The organism is Agrobacterium sp. CMT1 (assembly GCF_037203725.1).
Lineage (GTDB): Bacteria > Pseudomonadota > Alphaproteobacteria > Rhizobiales > Rhizobiaceae > Agrobacterium > Agrobacterium pusense.
This window is the reverse complement of record NZ_JBBCAR010000005.1, coordinates 82,122-98,096: the sequence shown is the minus strand read 5'-3', so window position 1 is coordinate 98,096 and position 15,975 is coordinate 82,122. Positions and strand designations below refer to the sequence as shown.

The window sequence follows — 15,975 nt, the reverse complement described above, 5'->3', positions numbered from 1 at the left end:
GGGGAGATCGAATCGTAGCACAACCTTTCGGCCATCTTGAACGTCCCAGCTGAGGCGAAGAGTAAGCCTCCTGCTGATCTCCCCCCTTGAGGGGGAGATGCCCGGCAGGGCAGAGGGGGGTAAGCCCCACCCGCCAACGTCATCAGCATCGCACCAAAACCCCACCCGTCACCGGCTCCTTCACCCCCGTCGTACCGGGATAGGTCAGCGGCAGCCCCTTCAGCGACCGAACGGCCAGATAGGCCCAGGCCTCCGCCTCCATCGCGCCGCCATCGAACCCCGCCTCTTCCGCCGCAATCACCCGCGCACCGACCTTGGCGGCAAGGTCTGCAAACTCCGCCATGATCACCGGATTGAGCCGACCGCCACCACAGACCACATAGGTCTTCGCCGCCTCCGGCAGATAGCTTGCCGACTTCAGGATGGCGGCCCCCGTTAGATGCGCCAAAGTCCGTGCACCATCGGCCAGCGAGACCTCACCCTTTTCCGGGGGCGCAAAATCGCTGCGATCCAGCGAACGGCGAATATTACCGGAAAAGAACGGGCTTTCCATATAACTCGCCACCAGCGAGGCAATGACGCTGCCACCCGCCGCCGTCCTGCCGCCTTTGTCGAAAGCCTTGCCGGTATGCGCCTCGATCCACTGGTCGATCAGCATATTGCCGGGGCCGCTATCGAAAGCGGCAAGCTGGCCAGCTTCACCGATGAAGGTGAGGTTGGAGATACCGCCGATATTGACGAAGACCGCAGGCGTCTCAAACCCGCCAGGTAGGTTGGCGGACAGCGCCATGTGATAGGCCGGAATGAGCGGCGCGCCCTGCCCGCCATGCACCATGTCATTGGCGCGCATATCGTAGACCACGTCGATACCGGTTTCTTCAGCCAGCAAAGGTCCGTCACCGATCTGCACCGTCAGCGCCTCATCCGGCCGGTGCAGCACCGTCTGGCCATGAAAACCGATGACATCGATTTCACCGGGCAGAAGCCGGTGACGATGGAGAAAGGATTTCACCGCCGCCGCATGGGCAAGCGTCAGCTTGCGCTCGGCCTCATCAAGATCTCCGGGGCGTTCGCGCCGTTCACGGATGGATTTGGCCGTGACCAGCGCCTTCTGCCAGATGGCCCGCAGGCCGGGATCATAGAGAAAATAGCCGCTTGGCCCATGCCGCACCACGCTCTCGCCATCGGTACGCAGAAGCGCGATATCGATGCCGTCCATCGACGTGCCGCTCATCAGTCCGATTGCCGTTTTCACCTCGCCCACCTGCCGCTCTCCCGCAATCTCGAATCATGCTGACCTTGAATCCCGACATTCATGGCCGAAACGGGTGCACATTTCAAAAAACAATGATAAAGCCGCGACGGTCACCGGTTTTCGATGGCCGTAAAGATCAAACCAGAAAGTAAAAGGTTATGTCCAGGTTCAAGTCCGATTTCCTCCGCACGCTCGATGAGCGCGGCTTCATTCACCAGATCTCCGACGAGGCAGGTCTCGACGAATTGTTCGCCAAGGAAACCGTGACCGCCTATATCGGCTATGACCCGACGGCCTCGAGTTTGCATGTCGGCCACCTCACCCAGATCATGATGCTGCACTGGCTGCAGCAGACCGGCCACCAGCCGATCTCGCTGATGGGTGGCGGCACCGGCATGGTAGGCGACCCCTCCTTCAAGGAAGAAGCCCGCAAGCTGATGACGATCGACATGATCGAGGACAACATCACCTCGCTCAAGCACGTCTTCGCCAACTACCTCGATTACGACCGCCCCGGCAACCCGGCGCTGATGATCAACAATGCCGACTGGCTGCGCGGATTGAACTATCTCGAATTCCTGCGTGACGTCGGCCGCCACTTCTCGGTCAACCGCATGCTCTCCTTCGACAGCGTGAAGACACGACTCGACCGCGAGCAGTCGCTGTCCTTCCTCGAATTCAACTACATGATCCTGCAGGCCTACGATTTCGTGGAACTGAACCAGCGCACGGGGTGCCGCCTGCAGATGGGCGGCTCTGACCAGTGGGGCAACATCATCAACGGCATCGACCTCGGTCACCGCATGGGGACACCGCAGCTTTACGCGCTGACCTCGCCGCTTCTGACCACCTCCTCGGGTGCGAAGATGGGCAAGTCGGCCTCGGGCGCCGTGTGGCTGAACAAGGACCTGCTGCCGGTCTATGATTTCTGGCAATACTGGCGCAACACCGAAGATGCCGACGTCGTTCGCTTCGCCAAGCTCTTCACGACCCTGCCGATGGAAGAGATCGCCCGTCTGGCTACGCTCGGTGGATCGGAAATCAACGAGGCCAAGAAAATCCTGGCGACCGAGGTAACCGCGATCCTGCACGGCCGTGCCGCTGCTGAAGAAGCCGCGGAAACGGCGCGCAAGACCTTCGAGGAAGGCGCGCTGGCCGAAAACCTGCCTTCCATCGAGGTTCCGGCCTCCGAACTTGAAGCTGGCGTCGGCGTCCTCTCGCTCATCGTCCGCGCAGGTCTCGCCGGTTCGAATGGCGAGGCCCGCCGCCACGTTCAGGGCGGTGCGGTGAAGATCAATGATCAGGGCGTTTCCGACGAGCGCCAGATGATCGGCACCGGCGAAGTGACGAGTGATGGCATCATCAAGCTGTCGGTAGGCAAGAAGAAGCACGTGCTGGTTCGCCCGGCGTAAACCAGCGCCAAACCCGCATCAAGGGCCGCGAAAGCGGCCCTTTTTATTGGAACTCGAAAATCTGCCTGAAAACACCGGGCGCAATCAGCGACAGCGGGTTGATCGTCAGCTTCGGCTGGTCCGTCTGGCCGGAAAGCTTGAAGGTAATGCCGAGCAGGCCGCGGTCGCGGCCGTTGCCGAGGAAGATGCCGATAAAGGGCAACTCGCCGAACAGCCGGTTCAGCCCGTAGGCGGGCATGAAGGTGCCGGTCATGTCCATGCGGCCATTCTGATCCTTCAGCAGCCCCTGAAACGTTGCGCCGATCTGTTCACCGCGCACAACCCCGTTTTCCACCGCGATCGAACCGTTTACATAAACGACGCGGGCAAAACCCCGCTGGAATTTCTCCGAACTGACATCGATATTGCGGCGGACCGCGTTGTTGAGGCTCCTGCCATCCTCGCCCGTCGGCGTTGCGACGATGTCCTGCAACTTGGCCTCATTGACCACGGAGAAATTGCGCAGATCCAGCGAGCCGCTCCAGTCGCTGCCATTGGCGGTCGTCAGTGCTAGGTTGAGAAGACCGCCACGAATGCGGCTGTAGATATTGGCAAACCGCGCGAGCGAACCCGCATCGCTGCTGGTCAATGTCACAGTCCCAGTCGCGCCGCGATTGGTGGTCTGCGCGACCACCGCCTGTCCGTTGCCGGTCACGCCGCGAAAATCGATCGAGCGCACCTTGCCGTCACGCACGCTGACATCGGAATTGACGTTGGCAAGGATCTCATCGTTGAACCCGTAGACCTTGTCAAACTGCGCCTTGATGGAAAGAGATGGCTGCGAACGAGACGTACCATCGCCACCGCCGGCGGGACTGCGCAGCTTCGACAGGAAAGGCCTTAGATCCGCGGATTTTCCGGAAGCATTGATAATATAGCCGTTTTTCGAAGCAGCCAACGAAACTGCATAATTATCGGAGGGCGACAGCTGCACGCGGCTGAGATCGGCCGAGATCAGACCGCTCTTGTTGAAGACAATGTCGCCGGCGGCGCCGAAACCATCGCCATCGAGGGAAAAATCCGTGATTGCGGTGCGACCGTCCGCCACTTCCATGGTAAAGGCGGCTTTTGCCGGAATGCCGATGCCCTTGCTCCAGCCAAGCCCCGGAAGAATGATCGACGCCTTGGTCAGATCGAGCCGTACGTCCTGGCGTTTGGGATCGGCACCGTCGATCTCCAAAACGGTTGTGCCGCCGAGAACCGAGGACAGCTCCGGCGCGAGTTTGGCGACCTGTGTTTCGGTCAACGTGGCCTTTAGGGACAGGGTGGGAGCCACACCGCTGTTCTTGCGCACGGGCTCCGTCATCTCGATATCCATCGGCACGTCATCGACGCGGCCTTTGCCCTGAAGCAGGAGCTGACGGTCGTTCAACGTCATAAAGCCGTCCAGCGCCGTGACCTTGTGGCCGGCGAAGGGTTTCGTCAGCGACAGGTTTTTCAGATCGAGATCGGCCGTCCACACCGGCGGAGGCGGGTTCTGGCTGGAAAGCAGGCCGATGGTCAGTTTCGCATTGGCTTGCACATCGCCGGCGAAATCCTCCGGCTTGAACTGCGTGTCCTTGAGCGCGTTGATCGGCTTCAGTGTCGCAAGCTCTGCTACGGCGTCTGCGGAGCCCGATACGCTGAGTTCGAGATTTCCAAGCAGAGGCTTGTCATAAACCGAGGAAATCACGAACCGGCTGTTCTCAAGCGCCAGCGAACGGTTGGACGGGAAATAGGACGTCGCCCGCTTGATTTCGACGGCCATCTTCCCGCCTACGAGATCGAAATGCGCATCGACATCACGCAGGGGCGGAATGTCGCCGGTGGTGTTGAGGCGCGTATCGTCAATGTCGAAACGAATCTGCATTTCGCTCTCGCCGAGCACCAGCGGGCAACCGGGACCGCACATCCGGCCCTGCGGGATGAAGATTGCGATGGAGCCATTGGTGACCGTGCCGCCATAAAGATTGGAAACCACCCAGTCGCGCGGCTTGTGCGCCATCCAGAAAGGCCAGAGCTGCTTGACTGCCGTGGCCTCCATCTTCGGTATCTGTCCGCCGAAGCTAATTTCGGGCGACCCTTCGCCGAACCGCATTTTCAGCGATCCCGCCATGTCTCCGAGTGGGCTTGTGACATAAAGCGATGAAACGTCGAGTTGCTTCGTCGCAGCCGTGAAGTGACCGTCCGCCTTCAGGCTGAAAGGAACCGGGGCCTCGCCCGAGGCTTCGGACGAAGCAACCGCATCGTCGACGCGGAGGGACAGACCAAAACCCTCCTCCGTATCGCTGATTACGCCGGCGACCGGAATGATCGTACGTCCGAGTTCCACCCGCGAGTTGTCGATGACAAGCGTGCTTTTTGCGAAATCGTAGCGCGCGTTCACAGTGCCGGCCGTGAAGGGCTGGGCCTCGCCGCCGATCCGAAGCGTGCCGTTACCGAGGCCGAGAGAGATGTCGAGACGCGGCTCCTGCCCCTCCTTGGCCCGGCGGGCAACGATGTTGATGCCCGTCTTGACATTCAGCCCCTCATGGAGGTTTCCGTCCGGATCGTATTTTTCCAGAAACGGGCCAATGTCGAAGCCATCGATACGGGCCTGGAAACCGTCGATCACGCCGCCCGCACCTGAGGTCTTGAGTGACACGCTGGCGATTTCGCCGTTGAACAGCGTTTCCCCGTCAAGTGAATAGCCGCCCTGCTGGTCTGGCGTCAGCGACAGTTCCCGCACCTCGATGGTGCGCGGCTTGCCCAGTTCGCCCGGCGGCAGATGAACGGAAACGCTGGAAATATCGATTTCCTCGGTTCCGCTGCTCAGGAAGGCCTGTGCCAGCTTGTCGAGCTGCCCGAAGGCTTCCTGCAATTGCAGCGGCACGGCGTCGAGCTTGACGCTGGCAAGATCGAACCCGTTGCCCTTGGGCAAAAGCGCCGTATCCAGCTCCATCCCGTCGGCTTCTAGGCTCTCCACCGACACGCGACCCGCCAGAAGCGCGAGGGGATCGAGCGCCATGCCGATCGCCCGCGCCCTGCTCAGATGCTGGCCGGATTCCTTCTCGACGATATCCACATCCTCCGCCACCAGCGCAAGGCGCAGTCCGGTGGAGAACCTGATCGCCGATGATCCGATTCGCGCGCTGTAATGCGGTCCGAGCGCCCGTTCCAGCGCCTGCTGCGCCTGGCTGGACAGCGCATTGTCAATCGAACCGGTCTCGACGGAAAGAATGATGCCGCCGATGGAGAGGAAGGCGAGTACGAAAAGAGCCGCGAAAACCTTGAGGAAAGCACGCGCCATGGAACGCGGCGGCGGGCAATGAACGATGATGGGATCCTCGGCCTGAGCCGAAGGCAGATCGTGCAGCGCAACGATATCGCGCCTGCCGAACTTGACCTTTTCACCCCTGACTTCAGCCATACGCCCGTATTTGCCCCTGAATAGCTTTTGTTTCGCCGCAACACCGGAGCGGGATGGCGAAAAGTGTAAGCGGTCCTCGTCTGGAATCCCGCTCAAATTCCTTAACCCGGATCACGGTTGGGATTTGAGGTCGAAACGATCTGAAATCCCAATCGTGATCTGGACGACGCGCGGTTTCGCTATATATCGAATGTGGCAACTTTCACTCAACATCCCGGCGAAAGAAAGGTAGATTATGACAGACTTGACGATTGGCGGCTCGGCTCCCGATTTCACTTTGCCCCGCAACGGTGAAGGGACGGTGACATTGTCCAAACTCCAAGGCAAGGCCGTCGTTCTTTATTTCTACCCCAAGGACGACACGTCCGGCTGCACCGCCGAAGCGATCGATTTCAGCGCGCTGGGCGGCGAATTCGAAGCGGCCAACACGGTTGTCATCGGCATTTCGCCCGACAGCGTCAAAAGCCACGACAAGTTTGCGGCAAAACATTCGCTTTCCGTCATGCTCGCGTCTGACGAGGAGAGGAAGGTTCTGGAAGCCTATGGCGTCTGGAAGGAAAAAAGCATGTATGGGAAAAAATACATGGGTGTCGAACGCACTACATTCCTCGTTGGACCGGACGGCAAGATCGCGGAGATCTGGAACAAGGTGAAGGTCGCCGGCCATGCCCAGGCCGTTCTCGACGCAGCGAAGAAACTCTGACGGGCCAACCCGTTGTGATGCCCCCGTTCAAAATCATGTCGCTGCGCGGTGGTGCGACGGATGCTATCGCAAGCGCCGATCTCGACAGGAAGACCGCGCTCGCACAGGAGACGGCGACACGGTGGTTCGAGCGCCGCCTGTCGCTGCGCTCTCCGCTGGACCCGCCCCTGCCAGAGCGCCCGGGCAGGCCGGAAAAGCCGGAACTCGTTCCGCCGACCGCAGTAGAACGCCGCTCGCTTCACAGCGTCAAGGGCCGTATCGCGCTGCTGCACGCCATTGCCCATATCGAACTCAACGCCGTCGATCTCGCGCTCGACATTGTCGCCCGTTATGCCAGCGAGCCGGTGCCGCACTCCTTTTTCGATGGCTGGATGCAGGTCGCCTTCGAGGAGGCAAAACATTTCCGGCTGGTGCGCGACCGGCTGAGAAGCCTCGGTGCCGACTATGGCGATCTGCCCGCCCATGACGGGCTGTGGCAGGCGGCGCATTCCACCCGCAACGATCTCACCGCACGGCTTGCCGTCGTGCCGCTCATCCTCGAAGCGCGCGGACTGGACGTCACCCCTTCCCTGCAGGCGAAGATGCGCGAAACCGGCGATCTCGAAAGCGCCGCCGTTCTGGACGTCATCTATAATGACGAAAAGGGCCACGTCGCCATCGGTGCAAAATGGTTCCGGTTCCTCTGTGCCCGTGAGAAAAAGGATCCGGCCGCAACCTTCAGGCAACTGGTGCGCGCCAATTTCCGCGGCCCTTTGAAACCGCCCTTTAATGACCTTGCCCGCGCCGAGGCCGGCCTGACGCCATCCTTTTACCGCTCGCTCACATCCGTCAGCCAGTAGCCGACGCTGCCGAAACGCCACTCCGGCAAAACTTCGTTAACCTTAACGAATTATGATTTCCTTCAAGAAATCGGCCAGTCCGGAGAGAGATTGTGACTGATACGGCGGAAAACCGGGTATTTGGCAAAAAGCGTGAGCCGCACGTGCTCATTCTCGCGCGCGGCGACAAGGTGCGGCACATGACCATCCGGCCGTGGATGGCGGCGCTTGCCGGCTGCACGATCGGCCTTTTTTCGCTCGGTTATCTTGGCGCCACCGGCTACCTTATCCTGCGGGACGACCTGATCGGCGCGACAATCGCGCGCCAGACCCGCATTCAGAACGATTACGAAGACCGCATCGCAGCCCTGAGAGCCCAGGTGGACCGCGTCACCTCCAGGCAGTTGCTGGATCAGCAGGTCGTTGAAAAGAAAGTGGAAAAGCTTCTGCAACAGCAGGCGGCGCTGACCTCGCGGCACGGCCGCATGAGCGAACTGCTGGAACGCGCGGAAAACTCCGGCGTCGCGACGTCGCCGACAGCACCCTCGTCCCTTTCAAACGCGATGGCGCCGGAAAAACGCGCCGATCTGTCGGGCGGTCTCTCGGCGATCGAAAAGCTGATGACACCGCGCGCACCACAGCCGGAACAACCCACCGCGAACGACAGACGGGCTGCTTACCAGCCGGAAGGCGGCGAGACGCCCTCGGACCGCGCCGATCGCGTATTTTCGAAGGTAACTCTGTCGCTGAAGGACATCGAGCGCCAGCAGATATCGCGGATAGCACAACTGACGAGCGACGCCGAAGACAAGGCGAGCGCGATGCAGGACATTATCCGTCAGGCCGGGCTCAAGATCGATGAGAGCGGCACCGCCGACATGGGCGGACCCTATGCGGAGCCAGAGCGCGGCGAAACCGATCCCTTCAGCCTGTCGCTGACCAATCTCGACACCGCTCTCAACCGGCTGGACGTCGTCAGGGAAACAGCAACGACCCTGCCCTTCGGCAACCCGGCACCCGGCAGGGCGATCACCAGTCGATTCGGCAATCGGATGGATCCGTTTCTCGGCCGCCCGGCGCTACATACCGGCATCGATTTTCGTGCCGAGACCGGCGCAGACGTCAAATCCACCGGCGCTGGAAAGGTGACGGTAGCGGAAAATTCCGGCGGTTACGGCAATATGGTCGAGATCGATCACGGCCAGGGCGTGTCCACCCGATTCGGCCATCTCTCCGCCATTCTGGTCAAGGCCGGCGACCGGGTCGAAGCCGGCGACGTAATCGGCCGCGCCGGCAGCACCGGCCGCTCCACCGGTCCGCACGTGCATTATGAAGTGCGCCGCAACGATACGCCCGTGGATCCGATGCGGTTTCTGATCGCCGGGGCAGAGCTTAAAACCTATTTGAAATAGCGTCCCGGTTTTAACGCTTTTTTTGCTCTTTTAACGATAAATCCCGAAAAACCACGCCTGAGGCTTAAAAGCCCAGCCGCGAGCGGCACGTTTAACGCGCTTTTCCCGTTGTTTCCTTGACTTTCCGGCAATTTGGGCCTATCCCCGCGCCAAGTCTTTGCAAGTGCCGTCGCGGCACGCAGGTGTTCTTACCGAACCAGAACGGAAAAAGTTCTTCCTTTGACAACATTCTCTGATCTTGGCCTGAGCCAAAAAGTTCTTTCCGCTATTGCAGATGCCGGCTACACGACGCCGACACCCATTCAGGCTGGCGCCATTCCGCCGGCACTGGAAAAGCGTGATATCTGCGGTATCGCACAGACCGGCACGGGCAAAACCGCGTCATTCGTTCTGCCGATGCTGACCCTGCTTGAGAAGGGCCGCGCACGCGCCAGAATGCCGCGCACGCTGATCCTCGAGCCGACGCGCGAGCTTGCGGCACAGGTGGCGGAGAACTTCGAGAAATACGGCAAGAATCACAAGCTGAACGTCGCCCTCCTGATCGGCGGTGTTTCCTTCGAAGACCAGGACCGCAAGCTGGAACGTGGCGCCGATGTGCTGATCTGCACCCCCGGCCGCCTTCTTGACCATTGCGAACGCGGCAAGCTGCTTATGACCGGCGTGGAAATCCTTGTCATCGACGAAGCCGACCGCATGCTCGACATGGGCTTCATTCCTGACATCGAGCGCATCGCCAAGATGATCCCCTTCACCCGCCAGACGCTGTTCTTCTCGGCCACCATGCCGCCGGAAATCCAGAAGCTGGCTGATCGCTTCCTGCAGAACCCCGTCCGTGTCGAGGTCGCCAAGCCCTCCTCTACTGCAAAGACCGTTGCTCAGCGCATCGTCGCCGCCCATAACAAGGACTACGAAAAGCGCGCCGTCCTGCGCGATCTCGTCCGTGCCGAAGAGGCTGAACTCAAGAACGCCATCATCTTCTGCAACCGCAAGAAGGATGTGGCCGATCTTTTCCGTTCGCTCGACCGCCACGGCTTTTCCGTCGGCGCGCTGCATGGCGACATGGACCAGCGTTCGCGCACGACGATGCTGCAGAACTTCAAGGACGGCAATCTGAAGCTGCTCGTCGCCTCGGACGTCGCCGCACGCGGGCTTGATATCCCCGATGTCAGCCACGTCTTCAACTTCGATATTCCCATTCATTCGGAAGACTATGTTCACCGCATCGGCCGCACCGGCCGTGCCGGCCGCTCGGGCAAGGCTTTCACCATCGTCACCAGAAGCGACACCAAATATCTCGACGCCATCGAAAAGCTGATCGGCGAAAAGATCGAGTGGCTGAACGGTGATCTCTCCACCCTCCCCGCGCCGATGGAAAGCTTCGAAAGCAATTCCGGCCGTCGGGGCAAGGAACGGGGCGGCAGAGGCCGCGACCGTAACCGCCGGGACGCCGCACCGGTCGAAAACATCAATCAGGGCGCACAATCCGCTGCGGACGCAGATATCGCGGCTCATGGAGACGACAAGGTGAAAGCAGAACGCAAGCAGGAAAAGGCCCCGCGCAATTCCGACCGCAACAGTCGCAATCCGCTGCACGCCAATGACGACAACCGCGACCGTCGCCGCCACTATCGCGACCATGACGATGGCCCCACACCGGTTGGCTTCGGCGATGACATTCCCGCCTTCATGCTGATCGTGGCCAACGCCAAGGCCTGACCACAGCAATGGACACGATGACGTCGACCATCAAGCCGGGCCTCGATTTTCCGGGCGTCGGCGTGGGCCTTGTCATTTTGCGTGAAGGCCGCCTCCTTTTATGCCGGCGCATGAAAGCGCCGGAAGCCGGGTATTGGAGCATCCCTGGCGGCAAAGTCGATCATCTCGAAATGTCGCTAGCCGCGGCGCGGCGCGAAGCCGAAGAAGAGACCGGGCTGACGATCGGCCACGTCGAATTTCTCTGCCATAGCGAATTTATCGACGCAGTGGACCGCCATCACTGGGTCTCCCTGATCTTCGTCACCCGCGACACAACGGGTCAGCCTTCGCTTACGGAGCCGGATAAGCTCTCCGCCATCGACTGGTTCGATCTCGACAAACTTCCTGAGCCGATCTCCGCCTTTGCAAAGGACGCTCTGGCCGCCCTGAAATAATGCTGGGGCAGCCCCGGGCGTCGAATAATGACGTCGGATGCGGAATTTTCAAAATCGAAAACGGCGGATCAGATTGGGTCGAAGCCAGAACTTCGGACAACGGCACGCTTAATCCACGCCATTTCATTTCTGGAACGCTTATCGCGAGAGAACGGCTTTGCGTAAAGTTCTCCAAATTCAATTTTAAATTGCTTAAATTAGAGCTATGTAAAAAACCGCCCCAGTTTCCTGAAGCGGTTTATACGTAATAAAAAAAATAGAATATAGAAGCGAATATAGTCTGGCAGTGCTTATAATCGGAACACTTTCCGAGGCTTTTTACAGCCAATTTCAGTCGTCCCCTGAAACAATTCCATCTAAGCTAATCATTTACTTTCCGTCAAGCAAATCTTCTCGCAAATGCGAAAAAAACATGGCGAAAAAGAGGTGGGGAATTAGAAGGTTTCTATATTAAACTTAGATATCAATAAATTACAGATATGAAAATAAAACGTGCAGATTTATAACGTGCACTGCAAAAGGCATAATCAGCAACAAGGCCTTCGCTGGAGTGTGCTTATACGCGCCACTTGTAATAGTTTTATGAAGTAAAACGGCACGTGGCGGATTTATGAAATACTTCTTCAGTAAAGCGGTACAGAAAGAAGATAGCGGGGCGAAAAAGAGCAGCGCTGCGGTATGCCGCGAGGCACCATTATCGGCCGACGGCAACAACCACAAGATGCCGCGTCCATCTCGGCATTCGGATCGCCCGACATCGAAGCCAAGCTGCCGCAGTCCAGGCGCCGGCGTGCGATTATGATGGACGACCGGCGATTTTTCCTTTGGAAAACCGATTGGTGCCGATAAACATCAGATCGGGACAACAGGATTTCGATCACGTCATGCTTTCACTTCGCCTGCTAACGATCATCGCCGGTTTTGCCTTTGCGGGTTCAGCAAGCGCGGCATCGATCGGGATCGTTGCCCCGCAGAGCGGCCCCTACGAGCTTCTCGGGCAACAGGTCCGGCAGGGCGCCAAGGCGGCAGCCGCAAAACTCGGCCTGGATGTCGTGGAGATTCACGAGAGCTGCGAAGACGGCAGTGGCGGCGCGATTGCCGATGGCCTCGTGGCGGCGAAAGTAAGCGCCGCAATCGGCTTCCTGTGCACGGAAACGCTTCAGGACGTTCTGCCACCGCTCAAGGCCGCGGCCATTCCGGCCATCACGCTTTCCAGCCGCGCACCCATCCTGATGGAGGACGCGCTGAAATATGGCTGGCCGCTTTTTCGCCTCGCCCCATCGGATCGGGCCGAATCGGCAAGGGCTGCGGAAGTCATTCTTCGCGACTGGAAAGGCCACCCGATCGGGCTCGTGGATGACGGCACGATCTACAGCCGCGAATTGGTCGACCGTATCCGCTCTACGCTGGAGGAAAACGGGCTGAAGCCCACCTTTGCCGATACGATGCGCCCCAATCAGGAACAGCAGGTGGCGCTTGTGCGCCGGCTGGCGCGCACAGGCATTACCCATGTCTTCATCGGCGCGGAACGAAACGATATCGCCGTCGTGGCACGGGACGCCGCTTCAGAGAATTTTCCGCTCACCATTCTGGGCGGCGATACGCTGAACGCCGCCAACACCCCCCTCGCACTGGCTGCGAACGTGATGGCCATCACGCGCCCGGCCTATGACACACTGCCTTCGGCGCAGGGGGCGGCCGGCGAACTGCGCGCCGCAGGCATCGAACCCGAAGGTTACGTCCTTCCAGCCTATGCCGCCACCGAACTGACGGCGGCGCTGGCGGAAGCGGCCCAGGCGCAGTCGAAACCGGCGCCGGAGATACTGGCGTCCGGCACGGCCTTCAAAACCGTGATTGGCGATCTCACATTCAACCCGTCGCATGAGCTTTCGGACAATCCCTACCGCCTGCAGCGCTGGAACGGCCAGCGCTTCGAACCGGCGGACAAAGCCGAAAGGCAGTAGCTGCAGCCAGCACCGGGACAAATTCGCGGAGCGGCAGCGGAAAACCATCAGCAACCTCACCGCTGACCGTTTCAAACCCCGATGCATGGTGTTAAAGGCAAACTTACGCAACGCGTCGAGAGGAGTTTGCCCATGTCCCTGCCCATCCGGATAGCACCGTCGATCCTGGCTTCCAATTTCGCCAAGCTCGGACAGGAAGTCGCCGATGTCACCGAGGCCGGCGCGGACTGGATTCATCTCGATGTCATGGACGGGCATTTCGTGCCGAACATTTCCTTCGGGCCTGATGTCATCAAGGCGCTTCGGCCGCACAGCAATGCCTTCTTCGATTGCCATTTGATGATCGCCCCCGTCGATCCCTATCTCGAAGCCTTTGCCAAGGCCGGCTGTGACAGCATCACGGTGCATGCGGAGGCCGGCCCCCACCTGCACCGCTCTCTCCAGACCATTCGCGGACTGGGCCTGAAGGCTGGCGTCACGCTCAACCCGGCAACGCCGCTTTCCGTTATCGAAAACGTGCTCGATGATGTCGACCTCGTGCTGATCATGAGCGTCAATCCCGGCTTCGGCGGCCAGAAATTCATTCCCGCCATGCTCGACAAGATCCGCGCAGCCAAGGCGATGATCGGTCAGCGGCCGATCGAACTGGAAGTGGATGGCGGCGTGACGGCGCAGACCGCAGGCGATATCATCGCCGCCGGCGCCAATGCACTGGTAGCGGGCTCCGCAGTCTTCAAAGGCGATGGCGTGGAGGATTATCGCAAGACGATCGCCCTCCTGCGCACGGCCGCGGAAGCCGGACGGGCGTAATCCGTCACCGCCGAATGCGGAAAGCCGGATGCGGCACAACGAGGCGTCGGGGGAATGTCATGGAAAGCAGCAGGCGGAATTTCCGCGACAGGGCTCTTCCAGCATTGTTCATTCTGCTTGGCGCGCTTGGCTGGAGCGTTTGTTCAGCGGCGTCGGCCGCCATCGGCCTCTATGCCCGTAACAGGCTGGAAACCGATCACGTCGCCGATATCATCACGCTTTTCTTCACGGGCGGATTTTTCGGCTGGCTGCTGGCGCTGGCAGCATTGCGCGTTCTCCCTGCCTTAAAATCCCAACAATTGCGTCTTGCGACAGCATGTCTCGCAATCGCTTTCTTCACGCTCGCCGTGGCGGCAGCATTGTTCGCGTTCGAGTACCGCATCTTTTATGCGCAATGGCATGCGCCAACCTTTTCCCGCATCTGGTTTTTTCAGCAGCTTTTCACGTCGCTCGGTGCAGTCTACCAGTTCGTCGTTCTGGGACTTGGTCTTTATTTTCCCTTCGCCGCACTTCCGCTCGTGCCCGCAGGGGCAATGCTCTGCCGGCGTGCACCGCAAGCGGCGTAGGCATGCAGCTTGATAGATTGAGATTAGCGGAACACTTTGCTAAACGGGCAGCAAATTTCCTCTACTAAGAAAGTCATTGCCATGATCCCTCGTTACTCCCGGCCGGAAATGGTCGCCATCTGGTCGCCGGAAACAAAATTCCGCATCTGGTTCGAGATCGAGGCGCATGCCTGTGACGCGCTGGCCGAGCTCGGCGTCATCCCGAAGTCAGCAGCCCAGACCATCTGGGAAAAGGGCGGCAGCGCCACCTTCGACGTCGCCCGCATTGATGAGATCGAGGCCGTCACCAAGCATGATGTCATCGCCTTCCTCACCCATCTCGCAGAATTCGTCGGTCCCGACAGCCGCTTCGTGCATCAGGGCATGACCTCGTCGGACGTGCTCGATACCACGCTCAACATCCAGCTCGTGCGGGCCGCCGATCTGCTGCTCGCCGACATGGACCGGGTGCTCGCGGCTCTCAAGACCCGGGCCTTCGAACACAAGAACACGGTGCGCATCGGCCGTAGCCACGGCATCCATGCCGAACCGACGACGATGGGCCTCACCTTCGCCCGCTTCTACGCCGAGATGCACCGCAACCGTGAGCGCCTCGTGAATGCCCGTGCGGAAATCGCCACCGGCGCAATCTCCGGCGCTGTCGGCACCTTCGCCAATATCGACCCCCGCGTCGAGGAACATGTCTGCGAAAAGCTCGGGCTCATCCCCGAGCCGGTTTCCACGCAGGTTATCCCGCGTGACCGTCACGCCATGTTCTTCGCCACCCTTGGCGTCATCGCCTCGTCGATTGAAAACGTCGCCATCGAAATCCGCCACATGCAGCGCACCGAAGTTCTGGAAGCGGAAGAGTTCTTCTCTCCCGGCCAGAAGGGCTCGTCGGCCATGCCGCACAAGCGTAACCCGGTTCTCACTGAAAACCTCACCGGCCTCGCCCGTCTGGTCCGCATGTCGGTCGTCCCGGCCATGGAAAACGTTGCCCTCTGGCACGAGCGCGACATCAGCCACTCCTCCGTGGAGCGCGCCATCGGCCCCGACACGACCGTCACTCTGGACTTCGCATTGAACCGTCTGGCAGGCGTCATCGAAAAGCTGGTGATCTACCCGGACAACATGCTGAAGAACATGAACAAGTTCCGTGGTCTCGTGCATTCGCAGCGCGTTCTCCTGGCGCTGACGCAGGCCGGCGTATCGCGCGAAGACGCCTATCGTCTGGTCCAGCGCAATGCCATGAAGGTCTGGGAACAGGGTGCGGACTTCCTTGAGGAACTGCTGGGCGACGAGGAAGTGCGCGCTGCGCTCCCCGAAGAGGTCATCCGCGAAAAATTCGACCTCGGTTACCACACCAAGCATGTCGATACGATCTTCGCCCGCGTCTTCGGCAACGCCTGAGACTTGAGCTGAACCCGAGACCTTGACGTTAATACCGCCGCGACCTTGATCGCGGCGGCATCACAACAC

Annotated in this window: 12 protein-coding genes; 10 read left to right on the top strand and 2 right to left on the bottom strand. The window is 60.0% G+C overall.

Annotation, left to right across the window (positions count from 1 at the left end; genetic code table 11):
* Positions 1 to 142: 142 nt before the first annotated feature.
* Positions 143 to 1,264, bottom strand: a complete 1,122-nt coding sequence (locus WA845_RS08295) for an anhydro-N-acetylmuramic acid kinase (RefSeq protein ID WP_112554577.1) — start codon at positions 1,262 to 1,264, stop codon at positions 143 to 145.
* A gap of 149 nt (positions 1,265 to 1,413) precedes the next feature.
* Between WA845_RS08295 and tyrS the strand changes: the two genes are divergently transcribed.
* Positions 1,414 to 2,667, top strand: coding sequence for a tyrosine--tRNA ligase (tyrS, locus tag WA845_RS08290; protein WP_004442404.1), 1,254 nt, complete (start codon positions 1,414 to 1,416; stop codon positions 2,665 to 2,667).
* A gap of 43 nt (positions 2,668 to 2,710) precedes the next feature.
* Here the strand turns inward: tyrS and WA845_RS08285 are convergent, their stop codons facing one another.
* Entirely contained in the window at positions 2,711 to 6,094 is a 3,384-nt protein-coding gene (locus WA845_RS08285) for a YhdP family protein (protein WP_112554579.1), read from the bottom strand.
* Between the two features lie 235 nt (positions 6,095 to 6,329).
* Here WA845_RS08285 and bcp point away from each other — a divergent pair, with 235 nt between their 5' ends.
* From bcp to purB, 9 genes are all read left to right on the top strand, one after another.
* Complete coding sequence (gene bcp, locus WA845_RS08280; RefSeq protein WP_022556473.1) at positions 6,330 to 6,797, top strand: thioredoxin-dependent thiol peroxidase; 468 nt, start codon at positions 6,330 to 6,332, stop codon at positions 6,795 to 6,797.
* Positions 6,798 to 6,814: 17 nt separating this feature from the next.
* On the top strand, positions 6,815 to 7,636 hold the full coding sequence (locus WA845_RS08275; protein ID WP_022556474.1) for a ferritin-like domain-containing protein: 822 nt from the start codon (positions 6,815 to 6,817) through the stop codon (positions 7,634 to 7,636).
* A 92-nt stretch (positions 7,637 to 7,728) separates the two neighbouring features.
* Positions 7,729 to 9,027 (top strand): peptidoglycan DD-metalloendopeptidase family protein, encoded by a 1,299-nt coding sequence (locus WA845_RS08270; RefSeq protein ID WP_112554581.1) that lies wholly within the window; start codon positions 7,729 to 7,731, stop codon positions 9,025 to 9,027.
* Positions 9,028 to 9,246: 219 nt separating this feature from the next.
* A complete protein-coding gene (locus WA845_RS08265) occupies positions 9,247 to 10,743 on the top strand; it encodes a DEAD/DEAH box helicase (RefSeq protein WP_006698787.1) in 1,497 nt (498 codons plus the stop codon).
* An 8-nt stretch (positions 10,744 to 10,751) separates the two neighbouring features.
* On the top strand, positions 10,752 to 11,177 hold the full coding sequence (locus WA845_RS08260; protein ID WP_077986215.1) for an NUDIX domain-containing protein: 426 nt from the start codon (positions 10,752 to 10,754) through the stop codon (positions 11,175 to 11,177).
* 884 nt (positions 11,178 to 12,061) lie between these two features.
* Positions 12,062 to 13,141 carry an ABC transporter substrate-binding protein gene (locus tag WA845_RS08255; protein WP_337322250.1) on the top strand — a complete coding sequence of 360 codons (1,080 nt, stop codon included), beginning with the start codon at positions 12,062 to 12,064 and terminating at the stop codon, positions 13,139 to 13,141.
* Between the two features lie 132 nt (positions 13,142 to 13,273).
* Positions 13,274 to 13,951 carry a ribulose-phosphate 3-epimerase gene (rpe, locus tag WA845_RS08250; RefSeq protein ID WP_004442425.1) on the top strand — a complete coding sequence of 226 codons (678 nt, stop codon included), beginning with the start codon at positions 13,274 to 13,276 and terminating at the stop codon, positions 13,949 to 13,951.
* 59 nt (positions 13,952 to 14,010) lie between these two features.
* Positions 14,011 to 14,517, top strand: coding sequence for a hypothetical protein (locus tag WA845_RS08245; protein ID WP_112554586.1), 507 nt, complete (start codon positions 14,011 to 14,013; stop codon positions 14,515 to 14,517).
* A gap of 81 nt (positions 14,518 to 14,598) precedes the next feature.
* The gene (gene purB / locus WA845_RS08240) at positions 14,599 to 15,906 is read left to right on the top strand and encodes an adenylosuccinate lyase (protein WP_004442427.1); all 1,308 of its coding nucleotides are present in this window, start codon (positions 14,599 to 14,601) and stop codon (positions 15,904 to 15,906) included.
* Positions 15,907 to 15,975: the final 69 nt, after the last annotated feature.